18 protein-coding genes and 2 pseudogenes are annotated in these 21,569 nt (G+C 70.9%); 12 read left to right on the plus strand and 8 right to left on the minus strand.

The window, feature by feature from the left end:
* The 4 genes from ABZ078_RS29350 to ABZ078_RS29365 form a co-directional block, all read left to right on the plus strand.
* On the plus strand, nucleotides 1–585 hold a 585-nt coding region (locus ABZ078_RS29350), incomplete at its 5' end, for an MBL fold metallo-hydrolase (protein WP_356580145.1).
* A 210-nt stretch (nucleotides 586–795) separates the two neighbouring features.
* Nucleotides 796–1,158, plus strand: a complete 363-nt coding sequence (locus tag ABZ078_RS29355; RefSeq protein WP_356580147.1) for a bifunctional 3-phenylpropionate/cinnamic acid dioxygenase ferredoxin subunit — start codon at nucleotides 796–798, stop codon at nucleotides 1,156–1,158.
* Nucleotides 1,155–2,318 (plus strand): FAD-dependent oxidoreductase, encoded by a 1,164-nt coding sequence (locus tag ABZ078_RS29360; RefSeq protein ID WP_356580149.1) that lies wholly within the window; start codon nucleotides 1,155–1,157, stop codon nucleotides 2,316–2,318. Before ABZ078_RS29355 ends, ABZ078_RS29360 begins: the two co-directional genes overlap by 4 nt.
* Before the next feature lie 56 nt (nucleotides 2,319–2,374).
* Entirely contained in the window at nucleotides 2,375–3,505 is a 1,131-nt protein-coding gene (locus ABZ078_RS29365) for an aromatic ring-hydroxylating dioxygenase subunit alpha (RefSeq protein ID WP_356580151.1), read from the plus strand.
* A gap of 1 nt (nucleotide 3,506) precedes the next feature.
* On the opposite strand, the gene ABZ078_RS29370 is transcribed toward ABZ078_RS29365, so the two are convergent.
* Nucleotides 3,507–4,253 carry an IclR family transcriptional regulator gene (locus ABZ078_RS29370; protein WP_356580153.1) on the minus strand — a complete coding sequence of 249 codons (747 nt, stop codon included), beginning with the start codon at nucleotides 4,251–4,253 and terminating at the stop codon, nucleotides 3,507–3,509.
* 203 nt (nucleotides 4,254–4,456) lie between these two features.
* Between ABZ078_RS29370 and betA the strand changes: the two genes are divergently transcribed.
* Entirely contained in the window at nucleotides 4,457–6,127 is a 1,671-nt protein-coding gene (gene betA, locus ABZ078_RS29375) for a choline dehydrogenase (protein WP_356580155.1), read from the plus strand.
* 69 nt (nucleotides 6,128–6,196) lie between these two features.
* Here the strand turns inward: betA and ABZ078_RS29380 are convergent.
* Nucleotides 6,197–6,532 (minus strand): annotated as a pseudogene (locus ABZ078_RS29380) (formyltransferase family protein); the annotation flags it as partial.
* A gap of 256 nt (nucleotides 6,533–6,788) precedes the next feature.
* Between ABZ078_RS29380 and ABZ078_RS29385 the strand changes: the two are divergent.
* The 6 genes and pseudogenes from ABZ078_RS29385 (at nucleotide 6,789) to ABZ078_RS29410 (ending at nucleotide 15,733) form a co-directional block, all read left to right on the plus strand.
* Nucleotides 6,789–8,258: an aldehyde dehydrogenase family protein gene (locus ABZ078_RS29385; protein WP_356580156.1), complete on the plus strand. Its 1,470-nt coding sequence runs from the start codon at nucleotides 6,789–6,791 to the stop codon at nucleotides 8,256–8,258.
* 20 nt (nucleotides 8,259–8,278) lie between these two features.
* Nucleotides 8,279–9,370, plus strand: coding sequence for a glycine betaine/L-proline ABC transporter ATP-binding protein (locus tag ABZ078_RS29390; protein WP_356580158.1), 1,092 nt, complete (start codon nucleotides 8,279–8,281; stop codon nucleotides 9,368–9,370).
* A pseudogene (locus tag ABZ078_RS29395) lies at nucleotides 9,367–11,395 on the plus strand (ABC transporter permease subunit). The gene ABZ078_RS29390 and the pseudogene ABZ078_RS29395 overlap by 4 nt, the downstream one beginning before the upstream one ends.
* Before the next feature lie 13 nt (nucleotides 11,396–11,408).
* Nucleotides 11,409–12,386: an ABC transporter substrate-binding protein gene (locus tag ABZ078_RS29400; RefSeq protein ID WP_356580160.1), complete on the plus strand. Its 978-nt coding sequence runs from the start codon at nucleotides 11,409–11,411 to the stop codon at nucleotides 12,384–12,386.
* Between the two features lie 181 nt (nucleotides 12,387–12,567).
* Nucleotides 12,568–15,006, plus strand: coding sequence for an FAD-dependent oxidoreductase (locus ABZ078_RS29405; RefSeq protein WP_356580162.1), 2,439 nt, complete (start codon nucleotides 12,568–12,570; stop codon nucleotides 15,004–15,006).
* A 268-nt stretch (nucleotides 15,007–15,274) separates the two neighbouring features.
* A complete protein-coding gene (locus tag ABZ078_RS29410; protein WP_356580164.1) occupies nucleotides 15,275–15,733 on the plus strand; it encodes an SRPBCC family protein in 459 nt (152 codons plus the stop codon).
* 81 nt (nucleotides 15,734–15,814) lie between these two features.
* On the opposite strand, the gene ABZ078_RS29415 is transcribed toward ABZ078_RS29410, so the two are convergent.
* The 6 genes from ABZ078_RS29415 to ABZ078_RS29440 all read right to left on the minus strand — a co-directional run bounded on the left by ABZ078_RS29415 (nucleotide 15,815) and on the right by ABZ078_RS29440 (nucleotide 20,574).
* Nucleotides 15,815–16,834: an FAD-binding oxidoreductase gene (locus tag ABZ078_RS29415; RefSeq protein ID WP_356580165.1), complete on the minus strand. Its 1,020-nt coding sequence runs from the start codon at nucleotides 16,832–16,834 to the stop codon at nucleotides 15,815–15,817.
* Nucleotides 16,835–16,856: 22 nt separating this feature from the next.
* A complete protein-coding gene (locus ABZ078_RS29420) occupies nucleotides 16,857–17,384 on the minus strand; it encodes an NUDIX hydrolase family protein (RefSeq protein ID WP_356580255.1) in 528 nt (175 codons plus the stop codon).
* Between the two features lie 115 nt (nucleotides 17,385–17,499).
* Entirely contained in the window at nucleotides 17,500–18,309 is an 810-nt protein-coding gene (locus ABZ078_RS29425; RefSeq protein WP_356580167.1) for an SAM-dependent methyltransferase, read from the minus strand.
* Nucleotides 18,310–18,435: 126 nt separating this feature from the next.
* The gene (locus ABZ078_RS29430) at nucleotides 18,436–19,263 is read right to left on the minus strand and encodes a hypothetical protein (RefSeq protein WP_356580169.1); all 828 of its coding nucleotides are present in this window, start codon (nucleotides 19,261–19,263) and stop codon (nucleotides 18,436–18,438) included.
* Nucleotides 19,264–19,372: 109 nt separating this feature from the next.
* Nucleotides 19,373–20,077: a response regulator transcription factor gene (locus tag ABZ078_RS29435; protein WP_356580170.1), complete on the minus strand. Its 705-nt coding sequence runs from the start codon at nucleotides 20,075–20,077 to the stop codon at nucleotides 19,373–19,375.
* Between the two features lie 125 nt (nucleotides 20,078–20,202).
* Nucleotides 20,203–20,574, minus strand: a complete 372-nt coding sequence (locus ABZ078_RS29440) for a DUF4333 domain-containing protein (protein WP_356580171.1) — start codon at nucleotides 20,572–20,574, stop codon at nucleotides 20,203–20,205.
* 315 nt (nucleotides 20,575–20,889) lie between these two features.
* Here ABZ078_RS29440 and ABZ078_RS29445 point away from each other — a divergent pair, with 315 nt between their 5' ends.
* Nucleotides 20,890–21,537, plus strand: coding sequence for an XRE family transcriptional regulator (locus ABZ078_RS29445; protein WP_356580173.1), 648 nt, complete (start codon nucleotides 20,890–20,892; stop codon nucleotides 21,535–21,537).
* The last annotated feature ends 32 nt before the right edge of the window (nucleotides 21,538–21,569 follow it).

Here is a 21,569-nt window from a genome sequence, read left to right on the forward strand (position 1 = left end):
CTCGACGGCGGCACCTGGGACGTCGACAACAACGTCTGGCTCGTCGGTGACGACCACGAGGTGATCGTCGTCGACGCCGCCCACGACGCCGACGCCATCGCCGAGGCCGTCGGTGACCGCCGCCTCACCGCGATCGTGTGCACCCACGCCCACAACGACCACATCGACGCCGCGCCGGAACTCGCCGCGCGCACCGGCGCCACGATCTGGCTCCACCCCGACGACCTGCCACTGTGGAAGCAGACCCACCCGGACCGGATGCCGGACGGCGAACTGGCCGACGGCCGGGTGCTCGCCGTGGCAGGCGTCGAGCTGACCGTGCTGCACACCCCGGGCCACGCCCCCGGCGCGGTCTGTCTGTACGTGCCGGCCCTGACGGCGATCTTCAGCGGTGACACGCTGTTCGCGGGCGGGCCGGGGGCGACGGGAAGGTCGTACAGCCACTTCCCGACCATCGTCGACTCGATCCGGGACCGGTTGCTCACCTTGCCGGGCGACACGGTCGTCCACACCGGGCACGGGGCGACGACCACGATCGCCGCCGAGGCCCCGCACCTCCAGGAGTGGCTCGACCGCGGCTTCTGACCGCCCCCGATTGACCCTCCCCGATCGGTATTCGTGCGGCGCCCGTTCCGCCTGTTTCCGCAGGTGGTTCGGGCGTTTCGGGCTGCCCGGAGGACGCGCGGCCGGCCCGTGAGAACGAGGCTTTTGAACGCCTTGACAACGCTTCGGAGCCGCACCCACACTGACGTTGCGCTCACCGCAATCCGTTTCGCTATACGCACCCGAGGTGTCATGATGATTCCCGCGTGCCGTCTCACGGATCTCCCGCGAGGCGAGGCCCTCCGGCTCGACATCGACCCGCCGGTCTCGGTGTTCCACACCGACGACGGCGAGTTGTTCGCCATCGACGACACCTGCACCCACCAGGACGCCTCGCTCGCCGACGGCTGGCTGGAGGGCTGCGAGGTGGAATGCCCGCTGCACGCCTCGAAGTTCGACCTGCGGACCGGCGCCGTCGACACCCCGCCGGCCAAGCTGCCGGTGCGGACCCACGAGGTCTTCGTCGAGGACGGCATGGTCTACGTCCAGGTGTCCACCGACGCCCCCAACCTGCCGCCCTGCGTCGCCGCCCGGCTCGCCGGTGGTCCCGCGTGAGGACGGTCGCCGTGGTCGGCGCCTCGCTGGCCGGTCTGTCGGCGGCGCGCTCGCTGCGGGGGCAGGGCTACGACGGGCGGCTGGTCGTCATCGGCGACGAGCTCCACCGCCCGTACGACCGGCCGCCGTTGTCCAAGGAGTTCCTGGCCGGCACCCTCGGCGAGGCGGATCTCGCGCTGGAGACGGACGACGAGGACCTGGGGGCGCGGTGGCTGCTCGGCGCCCGCGCCACCGGACTCGACCGCCGCGCACGCGCCGTCCGGCTCGCCGACGGCCGGGAGGTCCGGGCCGACGGCATCGTCATCGCGACCGGCGCCGCGGCCCGCACACTGCCCGGCACCGAGGGCCTCGCCGGAGTGCACGCCCTGCGCACCCTGGACGACGCCCGCGCCCTGCGCGACGAACTGGCCCTGGGCGGACGGCTGGTGGTGATCGGCGGCGGCTTCATCGGCGCCGAGGTCGCCTCCACCGCCCGCGCCCTCGGGCTCCACGTGACGGTGGTCGAGGCGGCCCCGGCACCGCTCGCCGGACCGCTCGGCGAGACCATGGGCGCCGTCGTCTCCGGCCTCCATCTGGACCACGGCGTACGGCTGTTGTGCGGCGTGGGCGTCAAGGGGCTCAGCGGGGAGCGGAGGGTGGACGCCGTCCTGCTGGAGGACGGCCGCAGCGTCCCGGCCGACATCGTCGTCGTCGGTGTGGGGGCCCGCCCGTGCGTCGAGTGGCTGGCGGGATCGGGTGTGGAGCTCGACAACGGCGTCAAGTGCGGCGCCGACGGCCGGACCGGCCTGCCCGAGGTGGTCGCGGTCGGTGACTGCGCCAACTGGTACGACCCCCGCGCGGGCGCCCACCGCCGAGTCGAGCACTGGACCGGCGCGCGGGAGCGGCCGGACGCCGCCGTCGCCGCGCTGCTGTCGGGGGGCTCGACGGAACCGGGGCTGCCCCGGCCGCCGTACTTCTGGTCCGACCAGTACGGCGTGAAGATCCAGTTCGCCGGCCACGCGGCCGGCGCCGACAGCGTGACGGTCGAGGAAGGTGCCCCGGACGACCGGAACGTCCTCGCCGTCTACCGGCGCGCGGGCCGGGCGGTCGCCGTCCTCGGCATGAACCAGCCGCGGCTGTTCACGCGCCGGCGCAAGCAGCTGGCCGCCGCGACCGCCTGACGCCGTACCTCCGGCCCCTCATGCATGACCCCGCCACGTCTCCCGAGGAGTGCACCGTGACCTCGACCAGCCTGCCCGACAGCCTGATCGCCACCCTCCCCGGCTCCTCCTACACCGATCCGGCGGTCTTCGCCCAGGAGCAGGAACGCATCTTCGAGACCATGTGGTTCTGCGTCGCGCGCGCCCCGGAACTGGCGAAGCCCGGCGCCTTCCGCACCGTCGACGTGGGCCGCGAGAGCATCCTCGTCACCCGCTCGCGCGACGGTTCCGTCCGTGCGTACTTCAACGTCTGCCGGCACCGCGGGGCGAGGCTCCGCACCGAGGAGAGCGGCGAGGTCAAGCGCGCCTTCCAATGCCCGTACCACGCCTGGACGTACGGCCTGGACGGCAAGCTCGTCGCCGCGCCCAACCTCACCAAGATGCCCGACGTCGGCCGCACCGAGTACGGCCTGGCGCCGGTGGCCACCCGTGAATGGCTCGGCTACGTCTGGGTCTGCCTGGCGGAGAACCCGCCCTCCTTCGAGGAGGAGGTCGTCGGCGAGGTCGTCGGCCGCCTCGGCGACGTGGAGTCGATCGAGCACTACGACATCGCGGGCCTCTCGGTCGGCAAACGGATCGTCTACGACGTCCGGGCGAACTGGAAGCTCATCATCGAGAACTTCATGGAGTGCTACCACTGCGCCACGATCCACCCCGAACTGACCGAGGTGCTCCCCGAGTTCGCCGACGGCTACGCCGCGCAGTACTACGTCGGGCACGGCGCCGAGTTCGGAGCGGACATCCAGGGCTTCACGGTCGACGGTTCCGAGGGTCTGGACCGCATCCCCGGCGTGGCCGAGGACCAGGACCGCCGCTACTACGCGATCACCGTCAAGCCGCAGGTGTTCATCAACCTCGTCCCGGACCACGTGATCTTCCACCGGATGTACCCGGTGGCCGTCGACCGCACGATCGTGGAGTGCGACTGGCTGTACCTGCCGCACGTCGTCGACAGCGGCAAGGACGTCAGCCGGTCCGTGGAACTCTTCGACCGGGTCAACCGACAGGACTTCGAGGCGTGCGAGCGCACGCAGCCCGCGATGGGCTCCCGCATGTACGCCAAGGGCGGCGTGCTGGTTCCCAGCGAGCACCACATAGGCGTCTTCCACGACTGGGTGAGCGAGCGCCTGGGCGCTCCCCAGGGGTGACTCAGCCCAGGTACCCCATGCGGTGGCTGATCTCCTCCGCGCCCTTGACCAGCACCGGGGAGAGCTCGTGCAGCCGCTCCTCGGTCAGGCGGTAGGCGGGTCCGGAGGCGCTGAGTGCCGCGATGACCTCGCCGTCCCGGTTGCGGACCGGCGCGGCCATGGCGTGCAGGCCGATCTCCAGTTCCTCCAGGGTCCACGCGTAGCCACGCTCACGGGCCTCGGCGAGGTTCTTCTCCAGCTTCGTCTTCGCGGTGATCGTGCGAGGCGTGACCTTCTTCATGCCGGTCTCGGCCAGCAGCGCGGCCCGCCGCTTGACGGGCAGATGGGCCAGCAGGATCTTGCCGCTGGAGGTGGCGTGCAGCGGGGTGAGCTGGCCGACCCAGTTGTAGGCGCTGACGGCGCCGGGACCGCGCACCTGGTACAGGTTGATCGCGTAGTGCTCCTGCATCACGGCGATGTTCACCGTCTCGCCGATCTCCTCGGCGAGGCGCTCGCAGACCGGGCGGCCCTGCTGGGTGATGTCGATACGGCCCGTGACCGCGCCCGCCAGGCGGACGATGCCGAAGCCGAGGCGGTACTTGCCGCGCTCGCCCGCCTGCTCCACCAGACCGCGCGCCTCCAGGGCGCCGAGCAGACGGAACGCGGTGGACTTGTGTACGTCGATCTCGGCGGCCACCTCGCTGACGCCCGCCTCGCCCCGCTGGGCCAGGATCTCGAGGACGCTGATGGCGCGATCGACCGACTGCACTCCGCCGGCCTGCGTGTTTGACGTTTCAGTGTCTTGGCTGTGGTTGCTCACAACAAAACTATACGCGTAGTAAACAACACCACTGCAAGTGACGACGCCGGAAACGGAGGCCCGCCAGGTTGCGTACTTCGCAACCTGGTGCGTCTGACGCTACCGGCGCTAGCATGCCTCGCGTATCTACGGCGCGAGCGAGACGAGGCATCATGGCTCCTTTGCACTACGACTTCGTCATCGTCGGCGGTGGATCGGCCGGCAGCGCACTGGCGAACAGACTCTCCGCCGACCCGGCGAACCGGGTCCTGGTGCTGGAGGCCGGCCGCTCCGACTATCCGTGGGATGTCTTCATCCACATGCCCGCGGCGCTGACCTACCCGATCGGCAGCCGGTTCTACGACTGGAAGTACGAGTCCGAGCCCGAGCCCCACATGGGCGGCCGGCGCATCTACCACGCCCGAGGCAAGGTGCTGGGCGGTTCCAGCAGCATCAACGGCATGATCTTCCAGCGCGGCAACCCCATGGACTACGAACGCTGGGCGGCCGACCCCGGCATGGAGAGCTGGGACTACGCGCACTGCCTGCCCTACTTCCGGCGCATGGAGAACTGTCTCGCGGCCGACCCCGACGACGAGTTCCGCGGCCACGACGGCCCCCTCGTCCTCGAACGCGGACCGGCGACCAGCCCCCTCTTCGGCGCCTTCCTCAAGGCCACCCAGGAGGCGGGCTACGCGCCCACCGACGACGTCAACGGCTACCGGCAGGAAGGCTTCGCCAAGTTCGACCGCAACGTCCACCGCGGACGCCGCCTGTCGGCCTCCAAGGCGTACCTCAAACCCGCGATGAAGCGGCCCAACCTCACCGTCAGGACCCGTGCGTTCGTCACCCGCGTCCTCTTCGAGGGCAAGCGCGCCGTCGGCGTCGAGTACCGGCGGGGCAGCGGCCCGGCCCAGCAGGTGCGCGCCGAGGAAGTCGTCCTGTGCGGCGGCGCCATCAACTCGCCGCAGCTGCTCCAGCTCTCCGGCGTGGGCAACGCCGAGGAACTGCGTGCCCTCGGCGTCGACGTCGTCCAGGACCTGCCGGGTGTCGGCGAGAACATGCAGGACCACCTGGAGGTCTACGTCCAGTACGCCTGCCGGCAGCCGGTGTCCATGCAGCCGTACATGGCGAAGTGGCGCGCTCCCTTCATCGGGTTGCAGTGGCTGTTGCGGACGGGTCCGGCGGCCACCAACCACTTCGAGGCCGGCGGCTTCGCCCGCAGCAACGAGGACGTGGACTATCCCAACCTGATGTTCCACTTCCTGCCGGTCGCCGTCCGCTACGACGGCTCCTCGCCGTCGGGAGGCCACGGCTACCAGGTGCACGTGGGTCCCATGTACTCCGATGCCGTCGGCTCGGTGAAGATCAGGAGCAGGGATCCCCGCGAGCACCCGGCGCTGCGCTTCAACTACCTCTCCACCGAGCAGGACCGCCGCGAATGGGTCGAGGCGATCCGGGTGGCCCGGAAGATCCTCGACCAGCCCGCGCTCGCTCCGTACAACGGCGGGGAGATCTCGCCCGGCCCGGAGGTGGAGACGGACCAGGAGATCCTCGACTGGGTCGCGAAGGAGGGCGAGACCGCCCTGCACCCGTCCTGCACCTGCAAGATGGGCACCGACGAGATGTCCGTGGTCGACCCGGGCAGCATGCGGGTGCACGGCCTGGAGGGCCTGCGGGTGGTGGACGCGTCCGTGATGCCGTACGTCACCAACGGCAACATCTACGCACCCGTGATGATGATCGCCGAGAAGGCGGCCGACCTGATCCTCGGCAAGGAGCCGCTCGCGCCGTCGAAGGCCGCCTACTACCGCCACCGTGACGCCCAGCAGCAGGCCGGCTAGACGATCGCGCCGCAAACGAAGGGGCGGGCGGGCCGCAGAGCCGGCCCGTCCGCCCCTTCGTGGTGCCGCTCAGCGGAAGACCACCGTACGGTTGCCGTCCACCATCACCCGGCTCTCGCTGTGCCACTTCACCGCGTGTGCGAGCACCTGGGCCTCCACGTCCCGGCCGACCGTCACGAGGTCCTGAGGGTCGAGCGAGTGGTCGACCCGGACCACGTCCTGCTCGATGATCTGCCCCTCGTCCAGGTCCGGCGTCACATAGTGCGCCGTCGCGCCGACGAGCTTCACTCCGCGTGCGTGGGCCTGTTCGTAGGGTCGGGCGCCCTTGAAGCCGGGGAGGAAGGAGTGGTGGATGTCGATGGCGCGGCCCTCCAGCTGCTTGCACAGGTCGTCGGAGAGGAGCCGGTCGTCGAACTGCCGGCTGGTTGCGGTCGAAGGGACATGACGGCCTCCGTCGGTGCGTATGGCACAACATGATGAGCGATACGCAACATGGTCGGACCCGGTGCCGCTCGCGGTCAAGGGTGGCCGCGCGGGCGCCCGCACGGCTGAATCGTCATCTCCCCCCTCTTGACGTAGCTCTGTGGCATTCGCCAGGGTGTTCCACCACAAGCAATCGAATGCACGATGCGCAACGCATTTCGGCTGAAGGGCTTGGCGCGTGGCAGACCTGTATGTGGCCGGCGAATGGCGGGACCCGGTGGCCGGTGGACGCCGGGAGATCCGCTGCCCCGCCGACGGCACGCTGACCGCGACCGTCTCGGAGGGGACCCGCGCCGACACGGAGGCAGCGATCGCCGCGGCCCGCCGAGCCTTCGACGAGGGACCCTGGCCGCGCACCCCCGAGCGGGAGCGCGGCGCCCTGCTGCTGCGCACGGCCGGCGTCATCGAGCGCGACGCCCAGGAGCTCGCCCGCGCCGAGTCGCTGGACACCGGCAAGCGGCTGGTGGAGAGCGAGTACGACATCGCCGACGTCGTCTCCTGCTTGCGCTACTACGGCGGGCTCGGCGGCACCGACGCCGGGCGGGTGATCGACACCGGCCGCGACGACGCCGTAAGCCGCGTCGTCCATGAGCCGATCGGCGTGTGCGGTCTCATCACGCCCTGGAACTACCCACTGCTGCAAGCCAGTTGGAAGGTGGCGCCGGCCCTCCTCGCCGGCAACACGATCGTCCTCAAACCGAGCGAACTCACCCCCTCCACCTCGATCCTGCTGATGCGGGCGCTCAAGGAGGCCGGGCTCCCGGCCGGCGCCGCCAATCTCGTCCTGGGCGCCGGACCGGAGGTGGGCGCACCGCTCTGCGAGGACCCGGCCGTGGACATGGTCTCCTTCACCGGCGGCCTGGAGACCGGCAAGCGCGTCATGGCCACCGCCGCGGCGACCGTGAAGAAGGTCGCGCTGGAACTCGGCGGCAAGAACCCCAACGTCGTGTTCGCCGACGCCGATTTCGAGACGGCCGTGGACTTCGCCCTCACGGCCGTCTTCCTGCATTCGGGGCAGGTCTGCTCGGCCGGTGCACGGCTGATCGTCGAGGACGCTCTGCACGACGCCTTCGTCGACGAGGTCGTCCGCCGTGCCCGCCGGATCCGCCTCGGCGGCCCCTTCGACCCCGAGGCCGAGACCGGGGCGCTGATCTCCGCGCGGCACCGCGAGAAGGTCGAGGCGTACGTCGCGGCCGGACTCGCCGAGGGCGCCGTCCTGCGTTGCGGCGGTGAACGCCCCGACGACCCGGCCCTCGCCGACGGCCACTACTACCCGCCCACCGTGCTCGACGAGTGCCGGCAGGACATGCGCGTGGTGCACGAGGAGTCCTTCGGACCCGTGCTCACCGTGGAGCGCTTCACCGACGAGGACGACGCCGTACGCATCGCCAACGACACCGAGTACGGACTCGCCGGAGCCGTCTGGACCCAGGACGCGGGCAAGGCCCAGCGGGTCGCGCGGCGACTGCGCCACGGCACGGTGTGGATCAACGACTACCACCCCTATGTGCCGCAGGCGGAATGGGGTGGCTTCGGGCACTCGGGCGTGGGCCGGGAACTGGGACCGACCGGCCTGGACGAGTACCGAGAGGCCAAGCACATCTGGCAGAACATCCGACCCCGGCCGCAGCACTGGTTCCGCGGCTGAACGCCGAAGAGAGGCCGACCGTGACCCCAACCCAGACCGAGGTGCCGCAGGGGCGCGGCACGCCCCAGGACGCGGACGGTACCGCGGTCATTTCCGTGCGCCGGCTGTGGAAGGTGTTCGGACCGAAGGCCGACCGGGTGCCGGAGTCCGAGGAGCTGTGCGGCCTCAGCCGCCGCGAACTCATGGACCGCACCGGCTGCACCGCCGCCGTCCGCGACGTCGACTTCGATGTGCGCAAGGGCGAGGTCTTCGTCGTGATGGGCCTGTCCGGCTCCGGCAAGTCCACGCTGGTGCGCTGTCTGACCCGGCTGATCGAACCCACCGCCGGTGAGGTCGTCTTCGAGGGCGAGGACATCCGGGAAGCCGACGGCAGGCGGCTGCGCGAGCTGCGGCGCAGCAAGTTCTCCATGGTCTTCCAGCATTTCGGGCTGCTGCCGCATCGCCGCGTCGTCGACAACGTGGCCTTCGGACTGGAGATCCGCGGCACGGGCCGGGCCGAGCGCACCCGACGGGCCCTGGAGGTCGTGGAGTTGGTCGGTCTGGCCGGCTACGAGAACTCCTACCCCGACCAGCTCTCCGGCGGCATGCAGCAACGCGTGGGCCTGGCACGGGCGTTGGCCGGCGACCCGGATGTCCTCTTCTTCGACGAGCCGTTCTCCGCGCTCGACCCGCTGATCCGCCGTGACATGCAGAACGAGGTCATCCGGCTGCACCACGAGGTCGGCAAGACCATGGTGTTCATCACCCACGACCTCTCCGAGGCGCTCAAACTGGGCGACCGCATCCTCATCATGCGCGACGGCAGGACGGTCCAGTGCGGCACCGGGGACGAACTCGTCGGCGCCCCCGCCGACGACTACGTACGCGAGTTCGTCAAGGACGTGCCGCGCGGCGACGTGCTCACCCTGCGGTGGATCATGCGCCCGGCACAGCCCGACGACGCCCTGGACGGTCCCGAACTCGGCCCGGACGTCGTGGTGAAGGAGGCCACCCGGGCGGTGCTGGCGGCCGACAGGCCGGTCAAGGTCGTGGAGAACGGCGAACTGCTCGGCATCGTCGGTGACGAGGAGATCCTCGCGGTGGTCGCCGGGCAGGAAGGCGGCGCCCGATGACCGTCGCCGTGGAGAAGCCGGAGCGACCGCGGAAGCCGGAGCGACCGCCGAACGAGGACACCGCACCCGTGGCCGCGCCCGCCGCCCGTCGACGCGAGGTGAGCCGCGGCATGGTGGTGGCCGCCGTCCTGGTCGGCTGGCTGCTGATCTTCGCCCTGCTGCGCGGCAGGCAGACGCTCGCCCTGGCGGCCGCGGACCTCACGGATCTGCACCGTTGGTTCAACGACGCCAACGACTCCATCGGCGCGAACCGCGACACCAACCCGATCTTCCTCTACTTCTTCAACGAGATCCGCCTCGTCATCGACACCCTGGTGACCTTCGTCCAGGACCTGATCTCCCAGCCCTCCGCCGGCCGCCCCGTCCCGCGGATCGGCTGGCTCGGCGTCGTCGGCATCGCGGGCTACGTCTCCTGGGCGGTGGGCAACTGGCGGGTCGCCCTGCTGGCCGTGGCCGGCTTCACCTTCATGGGGCTTCAGGGGCTCTGGCAGGAGAGCATGGACACCCTGGCCCTCACCCTCTCCGCGGTGTTCGTGGCGCTGCTGTTCGCCATCCCGCTCGGCGTGTGGGCAGGGCTGTCCGACCGGTTCAACCGGATCGTGACGCCCTTCCTCGACTTCATGCAGACGATGCCGACCTTCGTCTACCTCGCCCCGCTCACCCTGTTCTTCCTCATCGGCGGCGCCTCCGCCACCATCGCCACCGTGATCTACGCGGCGCCGCCCGCGATCCGCATCACCGCGCACGCCATCCGCTCCGTACCGAGGACCACCGTCGAGGCGGCCGAGTCGCTGGGCGCGACACGGCGGCAGGCGCTGCTGAAGGTCCTGCTGCCGATGTCCAAGCGGACCGTGGTGATGGGCGTCAACCAGTCCATCATGGCCGCGCTGGCCATGGTGACGATCGCGGCGCTGATCGACGCGCCCGGCCTCGGCAAGACCGTCGTCCAGGCCCTGCAGTCGCTGGACGTGGGCACCGCCTTCAACGCGGGCCTCGCCATCGTCGTCATGGCGATCGTCCTGGACCGGGTCACCACCGCCGCCGGCGTCCGCGAGGAGACGGCCCGGCGCTCGGGCGGCCGCCTGCTCACCTGGCGCCGTCCGCTGCTCGCCGCGGGCGGCGTCGCCACGGCGGTTGTCGTCGTACTTGTCGCACACCTACGTATGGGCGGCCGAGTTTCCCGGTGAGGGGGCCATCGGCCGCTCCATCGCGAGCGCGGCGGACACCGCGACCACCTGGGCGCAGGACAATCTCTCGGGCCTCACCAACGCCTTCCGCGACGGCATCACCAACGGCCTGCTCAACCCGTTCCAGGCGCTGCTCACCGACTCCCCGTGGTGGCTCGTCGGCGTGGTGCTCATCGCGCTCGGCGCGGTGCTCGGGGGCCTGCGTGCCGGGATCACCACGGCCGTGTGCGTGGGCCTGCTGGTCGGCACGGGGGTGTGGTCCGACGCGATGACGACGCTGGCGTCCACCGTCGTGGCGACGGTACTGGTGATGGTCCTCGGCATCGTCTTCGGCGTGTGGATGGGCCGCAGCCTCCTCGTGGACCGGGTGGTGCGTCCCACCCTGGACGCGGCGCAGGTCATGCCGCCGTTCGTCTATCTCGTGCCGTTCCTCGCGCTGTTCGGCGCGACCCGCTTCACGGCCATCGTCGCCGCGATCGTCTACGCGGCACCGGTCGCCATCAAGATCATCGCGGACGGGGTCCGGTCCGTGCCGGAGACCACCGTCGAGGCGGCCACGTCCGCCGGGTGCGGCACCTGGCAGATCATCACCAAGGTCCAACTGCCCATGGCACGCGGTGCCCTGACGCTCGCGACCAACCAGGGCCTGATCTATGTGCTGTCGATGGTCGTGGTGGGCGGCCTGGTGGGCGCGGGCGCCCTCGGTTACGACGTCGTGGCCGGATTCTCCCAGGGGCAGCTGTACGGGAAGGGCCTCGCGGCGGGGCTCGCCATCGTCCTTCTCGGCGTCATGTTCGACCGGATCACTCAGGCAGCGGCGCGGCGTGTGAGCGCGTAAGGAGCACTGACCCATGGCAACTCAGGTACGACAGTGGAGAGCCGGCGCCGCCGGCCTGGCCGTTCTCGGTCTCGCCCTCACCGCCTGCGGCGGCGCGAAGGTCGGTGAGGACTCCTCGGGCGCGGACGGCGCGGGCGGCTCCGGCACGTGCGGCACCTTCAACCTCGCCGTCAACCCGTGGGTGGGCTATGAGGCGAACGCGGCGGTCGTCGCGTACGTCGCGGAGCACGACCTCGGCTGTACGGTCACGAAGAAGGACCTGAAGGAGGAGATCGCCTGGCAGGGCTTCGGGACGGGCGAGGTCGACGCGATCGTCGAGAACTGGGGTCACGACGATCTGAAGAAGAAGTACATCACCGACCAGAAGACCGCTGTGGAGGCCGGTGAGACCGGCAACAAGGGCCTGATCGGCTGGTACGTGCCGCCGTGGCTGGCGAAGGCGCACCCGGACATCACCGACTGGAAGAACCTCGACAAGTACGCCGACAGGTTCCAGACCTCCGAGTCGGGCGGCAAGGGCCAACTCCTCGACGGCGACCCGTCGTTCGTCACCAACGACGAGGCACTGGTGAAGAACCTGAAGCTGGACTTCAAGGTGGTGTACGCGGGCAGCGAGACCGCGCTCATCCAGGCGTTCCGCAAGGCGGAGAAGAACAAGGAGTGGGTGATCGGCTACTTCTACGAGCCGCAGTGGTTCATGTCCGAGGTGCCGTTGGTCAAGGTCGCGCTGCCGGAGTACAAGACCGGCTGTGACGCCGATGCCGAGAAGGTCGCCTGCGACTATCCCGTCTACGACCTCGACAAGATCGTCAGCGCGAAGTTCGCCGAGTCGGGCAGCCCGGCGTACGACCTGGTGAAGAACTTCACCTGGACGAACGACGACCAGAACACCGTGGCCAAGTACATCGCGGTCGACAAGATGACGTCGGAGGCGGCGGCGAAGAAGTGGGTCGAGGCCAACCGCGACAAGGTGGACGCCTGGCTCAAGTAGGCGCCTCACACAGGCCCGGTGGGCGGTGCGCACGGACGCGCGCCGCCCACCGGGCATTGCCCTTTTCCGGGCCGTTCTCCGACGTCACCGACCCTCTTGACACCCATCTGCGCCACAGGCACATTGAGTTGCGCAACCTGAATCACGTTGCGTAAAAAGCAACTGGACCGGAGGTGCGGCGATGGCGGGACCCCGAGTGGTCATCATCGGAGCGGGCGTCGTGGGCGCGGCACTCGCGGACGAGATCTCCGCGCGCGGCTGGACCGAGGTGACCGTGGTCGACCAGGGCCCGCTCCCCGCCACCGGGGGCTCCTCCTCGCACGCCCCGGGCCTGGTCTTCCAGACGAACTCCTCCAAGACCATGACCGAGCTGGCCCGCTACACCGTCGAGAAGTTCCGCTCCCTCGACGTCGACGGCCGGCCCTGCTTCCTCCAGGTCGGCGGCCTCGAAGTGGCCACCACCCCCGAGCGCCTCGCCGAACTGCGCCGCCGCCACGGCTGGATCACCGCCTGGGGCATCGAGGCCCGTCTGCTGGACACCGACGAGTGCGTCGAGCGGCACCCCCTGGTCAACCGCGACAAGGTCCTCGGCGGCCTCCTCGTCCCGACCGACGGCCTCGCCAAGGCCGTGCTCGCCGTCGAGGCACAGATCCGCCGGGCCACCGAGCGCGGTGTGCGCTTCCTGGCCCGCCACGAGGTCCTCGACGTACGGCAGAGCGAGGCCAGGGTGACCGGCGTCGTCACCGACCAGGGCGAGATCCCCGCCGACATCGTCGTGTGCTGCGCCGGCATCTGGGGCCCCAGGATCGCCCGCATGGTCGGCATGAAGCTCCCGCTCACCCCGCTCGCCCACCAACTCGCCTGGACCGGGCCCGTACCGGCCCTCGCCGGCCAGACCGAGGAGGCCGTCCGCCCGATCCTGCGCCACCAGGACGCCGACCTCTACTACCGCGACCGCTACGACGGCATCGGCATCGGCTCCTACGGCCACCGCCCGATGCCCCTCTCGGCCGACGACATCCTCTCCGTCGACGAGGCGGACCAGATGCCCTCGGTGCTGAAGTTCACGGAGGAGGACTTCGCGGACGCCTGGAGCGAGACCCAGTCCCTGCTCCCCGCCACGCGGGAGGCCAAGATCGAGGAGGGCATCAACGGCCTGTTCTCCTTCACCACCGACACCTTCCCGCTGCTCGGCGAGTCCCCGGACGTCAAGGGCTTCTGGGTCGCCGAGGCCGTGTGGGTCACCCACTCCGCGGGCGTGGGCCGGGCGATGGCCGAATGGCTGGTCGACGGCCACTGCTCCTCCTTCGACCTGCACGAGTGCGACGTCAACCGCTTCGAGCCGCACCAGCTGACCCCGGAGTACGTCCTGGCCCGCGACTGCCAGAACTTCGTCGAGGTCTACGACATCCTCCACCCGCTCCAGCCGTCCGGAGAGCCGCGCCCGATCCGCACGAGCCCCTTCCACGCCCGTCAGCGGGAGCACGGTGCCTTCTTCCTGGAGGCGAACGGCTGGGAGCGCCCGCAGTGGTACGAGGCCAACGCGGGCCTGCTGGAAGGCCGTTCCATCCCGACCCCCAACGACTGGGCCGCGCGGTACTGGTCACCCATCGTCGGCGCCGAGGCCCAGGTCACCCGCGAGACCGTCGCCCTGTACGACATGACGGCCCTCAAGCGCCTGGAGGTGAGCGGCCCCGGAGCCGCCGACTTCCTGGAGCGGATGGCCACCGGCAAGGTCGCCAAGTCCGTCGGCTCGGTGACGTACACCCTGCTCCTCGGCCACGACGGCGGCATCCGCAGCGACATCACCGTCGCCCGCCTCGCCCGGGACCGCTTCCAGGTCGGCGCCAACGGCAACCTCGACCTCGACTGGCTCACCCGCCACCTGCCCGCCGACGGCACCGTCCAGGTCCGCGACCTCACCCCCGGCACCTGCTGCGTCGGCCTGTGGGGCCCGCTGGCCCGCAAGGTCCTCCAGCCGCTGACGGACGAGGACTTCTCCGACGACGGACTCAAGTACTTCCGCGCCAAGCCCGCCCACATCGGCTCCGTCCCCGTGACAGCGATGCGGCTGTCGTACGTCGGCGAACTCGGCTGGGAGCTCTACACCACCGCCGACCTCGGCCGCAACCTCTGGGACACCCTGTGGCAGGCGGCCCGGCCGCTCGGCGGGATCCTCGCCGGCCGCGGCGCCTTCAACAGCCTCCGCCTGGAGAAGGGATACCGCTCCTTCGGCACCGACATGACCTACGAGCACGACCCCTACGAGGCCGGCGTCGGCTTCGCCGTCAAGCCCGACAAGGGCGACTTCATCGGCAAGGCCGCGCTGGAGCGCCGCAGGGCCGCCGTACGGCGGAAGCTGACCTGCCTCACGATCGACGACCCGCGGTCGGTCGTCATGGGCAAGGAGCCGGTCTACGACGGGGACCGCTCGGTCGGTTACGTCACCAGTGCCGCCTACGGGTACACGATCGGCAAGGGCATCGCCTACGCGTGGCTGCCGACGGAACTCACGGCCCCTGGAACCAGGTTGCACATCGGCTACTTCGACGAGCGCGTCGAGGCGGTCGTGGCGGAGGAGCCGCTGTTCGACCCGACGATGTCCCGCCTTCGCGGCTGAGCGGTCGCGCCCCTGAAACGGTGTCGCGGCCGCCTACCACCTCGCGGCCTTCGAGGATCCCGCCTGCGTGCCGCCGCTGCTCCGCGCGCGCGAACTGAGGGAGAGACCGGCCGCCGACTCCGGTCGTGACGTCTTCGGGCGGCAGGGCCACGGTGGCCGCCGAGCACGGCGTCCACACCGCCGACCGGCTGGTCATCGCGCAATGGTGATCAGCACTTGTAGCCGGACGACTCCTGGGTACTCGCCGCAGCGGGAAAGGAGGTCCGATATGAGCACCGTCAAGGAAGCAGTGGAAGTCGAGGTTCCGGTCCGCACCGCCTACAACCAGTGGACGCAGTTCGAGGAGTTCCCGAACTTCATGGAAGGCGTCGAGGAGGTCACCCAGATCGACGACCGCCACAACCACTGGACCACCAAGATCGGCGGAGTACGGCGGGAGTTCGACACCGAGATCGTCGACCAGCTCCCTGACGAGCGGATTACCTGGCGCACCACCAGCGGCGACACCCAGCAGAAGGGCATGGTCCGCTTCCAGCGCGTGGACGACACCCACACCCGGGTGGAACTCGTGATGGATGTCGAACCGAGCGGAGCCGCGGAGAAGACCGCGGACATGATGGGAACGATCGACCGGCGCGTCAAGGGCGACATGCGGCGCTTCAAGGACTACATCGAGCACCGAGGCAGTGAGTCCGGAGCCTGGCGGGGCCGCATCACGCCCGGCTGACCGCAACCGACCCGACGAGACCGCGGTGCGGGCCACGCCGCCCAGGCATGCGCCCCACCGCGGCCCGCCGCGCCGCCCGCCTCACCGGGGCAGGCCACGCCTCGGCCGGCAGCGGCGCAGTTCCTCGGCGGCCTCACCCGTGACGATTTCCTGTGCGACCAGCCGTCCGACCGTGGGCGCCAGGGTGACCGCCGAGTGCAGGACGGCCACGTACACGGACCCGTCCGGGGTGAGAGGACCCAGCAAGGGTCCGCCGACCGGTATCGGGCGGGCGCTGACGCGGGAATCCAGGACGCGGCATCCGTCCGCCCCGTGGAAGGCCGCTCGCAGGCGACGCAGGGCGGTCTCCCCGGAGACCGCCCGGGGCAGCGTCATCAGCAACTGCCCCGCCCGCACTTCCCGCACCTCGAAGTCCGGCCCGGCAACGATCGTGCGCACCAGCCCGGGCGGCGCCGTGAGCCGCACCAGGCAGGCGGGAGAGGCTTGGATCGGCAACTCCACGCCCAGCGGCGCGACCAGCTCCGGGACCCCGGTACCGGCCGCCAGCACCACGGTCGACGCCGGATGGAACCCCGCCGACGAGGTCACCCCGGTGACCCGCCCATCGGCCAGGTCCAGAGCCACTCCGGCCGCACCCGGCACCACCCGCGCGCCCAGCGCCGCAGCGGCTCGTACCAGCGCGCCCGTGACCGCCACGGGATCCACCCCGCCGTCCGAGGGCGTGTGCACGGCCCCGTCGGGAGGCGCGCGCAGCCCGGGTTCGAGTGCCCCGATCTCCGCGGCTCCCAGCCGATACCGGCCCTCGCCAGGACCGGATCCCACCGGAGCGCCGCCCCACGTCAACGAACCGCTCCAGCGCACCTCGACCTCCGGCAGTTCGGCCTCCAGGCGCCGATGGTCCGCCAGCACCGAACCACGCAGGTCCTCGGCGCCACCGGGCCAGTCGCCGCCGCAGCCGCCGATCCACGCGAAGGAGCCACCGGTCACCCCGGCCGCCGGTGCGGCCTCCCGGTCGACCAGGGTCACCCGCGCCCCGCGGCGCGCCAGGTGATACGCCACGGACGCGCCGACGATCCCGGCGCCGACCACGACGACGGTCAAGACCCGCAGCCCCCCTCGGCCGTCAGACCACGCACCCCACATGCGCCATCGCCTGCTTCAGCAGCACCCCGTGCCCGCCCGGCATCTCGCTCTGCACCGCCGGGGACAGCGCCTCCTGAGGGCTGAACCAGACCAGGTCGAGGGCGTCCTGACGGGGGCGGCAGTCGCCGGTGACCGGGACGACGTAGGCGAGGGAGACCGCGTGCTGGCGCGGATCGTGGTAGGGCGTGATGCCCTGGGTCGGGAAGTACTCCGCGACCGTGAACGGCTGCAGGGAGGTCGGGACCCGGGGGAGCGCCACCGGGCCCAGGTCCTTCTCCAGGTGGCGCAGGAGGGCGTCGCGGACCCGCTCGTGGTGCATCACGCGGCCGGACACCAGGGTCCGGCTGACCGTCCCGTCCGGTCCTATGCGCAGCAGGAGGCCGATGCTGGTGACCTCGCCGCTGTCGTCGACGCGCACGGGTACGGCTTCGACGTACAGGATCGGCATGCGGGCGCGTGCCTGCTCCAGCTCGTCGCTGGTCAGCCAGCCGGGCGTGGTTTCGGTCATGTCAGACATTGCTTGATCATACTTTCCGGGAATTGCGAACGCTCATTCGCGGTGCTGACGGGGGTCGGGGCGGGGTGCCCGGCCGGGCCGCCCGGACAGCTCCGCCAGGCGGCCGTCAGGGTTTCACGGCCACCGCGCCGTACTGCGGCACGGGGGCGGGGGTACCCGGGGCGTGCCACTGCGAGCAGGACACCATGCCCGGCTCCACCAGCTCCAGACCCTCGAAGAACGCGGCGATGTCCGTGCCGCTGCGGGCGGTGATCGGCGGGGTGGCGTTCTCGTTCCAGAACTTCATCGCCGGGATCTGGCCCTCGCCGCCGAGTGCGGAGTCGAAGGTCGGGTGCGTCAGCACCAGGTGGCTGCCGGAGGGCACCGCGGCCAGGACACGCCGCACGATCGCGCGGGCCTGGTCGTGGTCCAGCACGAAGTTGAGGATGCCCAGCATCATCACCGCGACCGGCTTGCCGAAGTCCAGGGTCTGCGCGGCACGTTCCACGATGGCGTCCGGGTCGTGGACGTCGGCGTCGATGTAGGCGGTGACGCCCTCGCGGGTGCCGGTCAGCAGCGTCCGGGCGTGCACGAGCACGATCGGGTCGTTGTCGACGTACACGATCCGCGAGTCGGGCGCGACCCGCTGCGCTATCTCGTGGGTGTTCTCCGCCGTCGGCAGCCCGGTGCCGATGTCCAGGAACTGGCGCACGCCCCGCTCCTCGGCCACGAACCGCACGGCCCGGCCCAGGAAGTCGCGGTCCGCGCGGGCGATGTCCCGGATGATCGGGAACATCCCGGCGACATGCTCGCCGACCCGCTGGTCGACCTCGTAGTTGTCCTTGCCGCCGATCCAGTAGTTCCACACGCGCGCGTTGTGCGCCACACCGGTGTTCAGCTTCGCCGACCCGCCCGACGGGGTGTGGCCATCACTCACGACTCGTCCTCTCCTCGCACGAACGACCGAAACCGGCCGTCGCCGCCATTGTGCCGCTCCGTTGATCACGTTGTCCCGGGAATGGGCAGAGCGGGCAGGGCTGCGGGCGTGCGGTCGTCGGCCGCGCTACTCGATCGCGTTGGGGGTCGAGGCGGGCGTCTTCCCGGCCAGTACGTCCTTGAGGCGCTGGGTGCCGAGCCTGACCGCCTGCTCCACGGAGTCGTGCTCGTCCCCGTCCAGCCCGCCCGCCGTGACGGTGATCGCGTCGTTGCCGACCCGTACGGCGGCGACGTCCAGCGTCAGCGTGGCCGCCTCCCCGCCGGTCGTGCCCCGCACCGTCACACGCAGACCCTCACGGGCGTCGCCGACCTCGGGCAGTGAGGTCTCGATGACCTGGACGGTGCGCTCGTCGCCGTCCTCGGTCACGGTGAACTGGTCGCACGTCTGTGGCAGGGTCGCCATCCAGTTCAGGGAGTCCTGCGGGTCGGTGCGGTCGTAGGAGGCCACCTGGTACAGCAGCCGCGACTCGTCCTGGGTGAAGCCGCGCAGCGCGGACGCTCCCGACGGCCTGCCCAGCAGGTCGTCGTCGAAGAGGGAGTCGAGAAGCCGCTGACAGTCGGTGGCACCGGCCTTGGCGCTGAGGAAGTCGGAGACGTCGACCGTGCCGATGAGCAGGCTGTCGTGCCAGTTCTCGGCCTCGGTGTCCTTGACCTGCGTCCAGTCGTCCTCGATGTCCGCCGCGGTGATCAGCGCGGTCCGCGCGCCGGCCTCGGTGAGGGGGGCCGCGGGGGAGGGGGTCTGCCGCTTCTTGGCGACGGGGGACGCGGTGACGCCCGCGGCCCGTGAGCCGTCCTTGTCCGCGCCGTCCTCCGAGCAGGCCGCGGTGGTCAACAGCGCGCCTGCCGCCAGGGCCGAGGAGAGTGCGCGGGCGAGTCGGGTCGGACGACGGGTCATCGCAAGTGCCTCCTGAGAACGTGACGCGTGTCCTCAGCGCACCACCGGAACCGACGGCCCACCAGTGGCACCGGACCGTTCGAGTGAGCCCGCCCGGGATCCGGACGCCTCAGGCGCTGGACTGTGCGAGCCCGTGCTGCCAGGCCCAGGCCGCGATCTCGACGCGGTTGCGTGCCGCCAGCTTGACCTGGACGCTGGACAGGTGCGTCTTGACCGTGGACAGGGAGACGTACAGCTCGGCGGCGATCTCGGCGTTCGTACGGCCGAGGGCGACCAGGCGGACGACGTCGCGCTCCCGGTCCGTGAGCGGCTCCGAGAGCGGGGCGGGCCGCACCGGGGCAGCGCCGGCGGACTCGGTCTGCGGGGCCGTGACGTGCTTGAGCAGGCGTACCGTGACCGACGGCGAGACCAGCGAGTCGCCGGCCGCCGCGGCCCGCACCGCCTCGGCGAGCAGGGTCGGTCCCGAGTCCTTCAGCAGGAACCCGCACGCGCCGCCGCGCAGCGCGCCGTACACGTACGCGTCGAGGTCGAAGGTGGTCACCACGACCACCCGCATCGGGTCGGCCACCTCGGGCCCCGCCAGCAGCCGGGTCGCCGCCAGTCCGTCCAGTTTCGGCATCCGGATGTCCAGCAGACACACGTCCGGCCGCTCCCGCCGTGCCAGCGCCACCGCCTCCTCGCCGTCCGCGGCCTCCGCGACCACGGTGATGTCCGGCTGGGCGTCGAGGAAGAAGCGGAAGCCGGTGCGGACCATCTCCTGGTCGTCGGCGATGAGAACGCGGATGGGCGCACCGGGCGGGGCGGGGAGGGTCATGGCTCGATCATGCCTTACGGGGTTCACGGACGGACGGCCCCTGCGCGGTCGGGGAAGGCCGACTGCGATGCGACGGTGCCTCGAAGCGGCACGGGCCTGCGCTCAAGATACGTCGTCGCCCCTTCTCAACGCTCGAACGTCCAGGTGACGCTCCCGGCGTCGGCCTTGGTCACCCGGACGGGGATGCCGACCGTCTCGCCGTCGCCCTTCCTGCCGGTGCAGGTGATGCTCGCGCCGGCCACGGCCTTGAGACCGGTCGGGCAGGTGACGCCGGAGAGCTCGTCGCCGACCCAGGGCAGCGGGTGGTACCTGCTCTCGGTGCGGCTCGCGACGACGCCGGCCGCGAGCGCCCGGTGGCCGCCCACCGACGCCGTGGTGTGCCCGTCCAGGCCGCTGGTCGACTCGGTGCCGGAGAGCAGATGGGTGCCGAGACCGCCCAGCGCTACGACGGCGGTCACGCCGCCGACGACGCCGACGAGGAACTTGCTGCGCTGCATCGGGTGCTCCTGATGTCCGTGGTGAGGATGCGGACCACCCTCGCCCGCACCGCCGGGCGCGCGCCTCGGCCAGAAGACCGGCATCAGCGCCGCCCCCTCGGCCGTTCGGCCGATCCCCGGCAGGCACGGCCTCGCGTCCGGCCCCACCACGCGGCGGTCTCGCCGCTGCTCGCCGAGGGCACCTCGTTCGGGCGTGCGACGGACGGGTTCGCGGCATCGATACCGCCGAAGCCCCCTCACTGTGCGCTGAGCACTGTTCAATGAGAGCGAACGCCATCCGTGTCCCTCGCCCCGGTCCGCCGAGAGGAGCCACCCATGCCTCCCGCCGCCGTTCCGCCCGTCGGTGCGCGCATCCGGCGGGCACGCCTGGAGCGCGGGACGAGCCTGCGGGCGCTCGCCCGCGAGATCGGCGTCTCGGCGAGCCTCATCTCGCAGATCGAGAACGGCAAGAGCCAGCCCTCGGTCAGCACCCTGTACGCCATCACGACCGCCCTCGGCATCTCCGTCGAATCGATCTTCGACGCGGGCGGGGGCGACACGGAACTCCCCGGACCGCACGCGACGCCCGGCGCCGCGTCGCACGCCCTGGCCGCCGTCGCCGCCGACCCCCACCGCCGCATCGGCCCCCTGGTCACGCCGGACGAGCGGGAGGTGCTGGAGTTGGACTCAGGGGTCGTGTGGGAGCGTCTCGGCCATGTTCCCGGCACGGACGTCGACTTCCTCCAGGTGACCTACCGGCCCGGCGGCGCCTCCTCCAGCTCGGGCGGCCTCATGCGTCACTCGGGCACCGAGTACGGCTACCTGACCTCGGGCGAGCTGGTCCTCACGCTCGGTTTCGACGAGTACACGCTGCGTCCGGGCGACGCGGTCTGCTTCGAGTCGACGACCCCGCACCGCTACCGCAATGATGGTGCCGTACCGGCCATCGGTATCTGGTTCGTGTCCCCCGATGTCGTTCAGTGACACTTGACACCCGCCGGACACGGTCGTTGACT

This window comes from Streptomyces sp. NPDC006385 (genome assembly GCF_040612485.1).
Classification (GTDB): domain Bacteria; phylum Actinomycetota; class Actinomycetes; order Streptomycetales; family Streptomycetaceae; genus Streptomyces.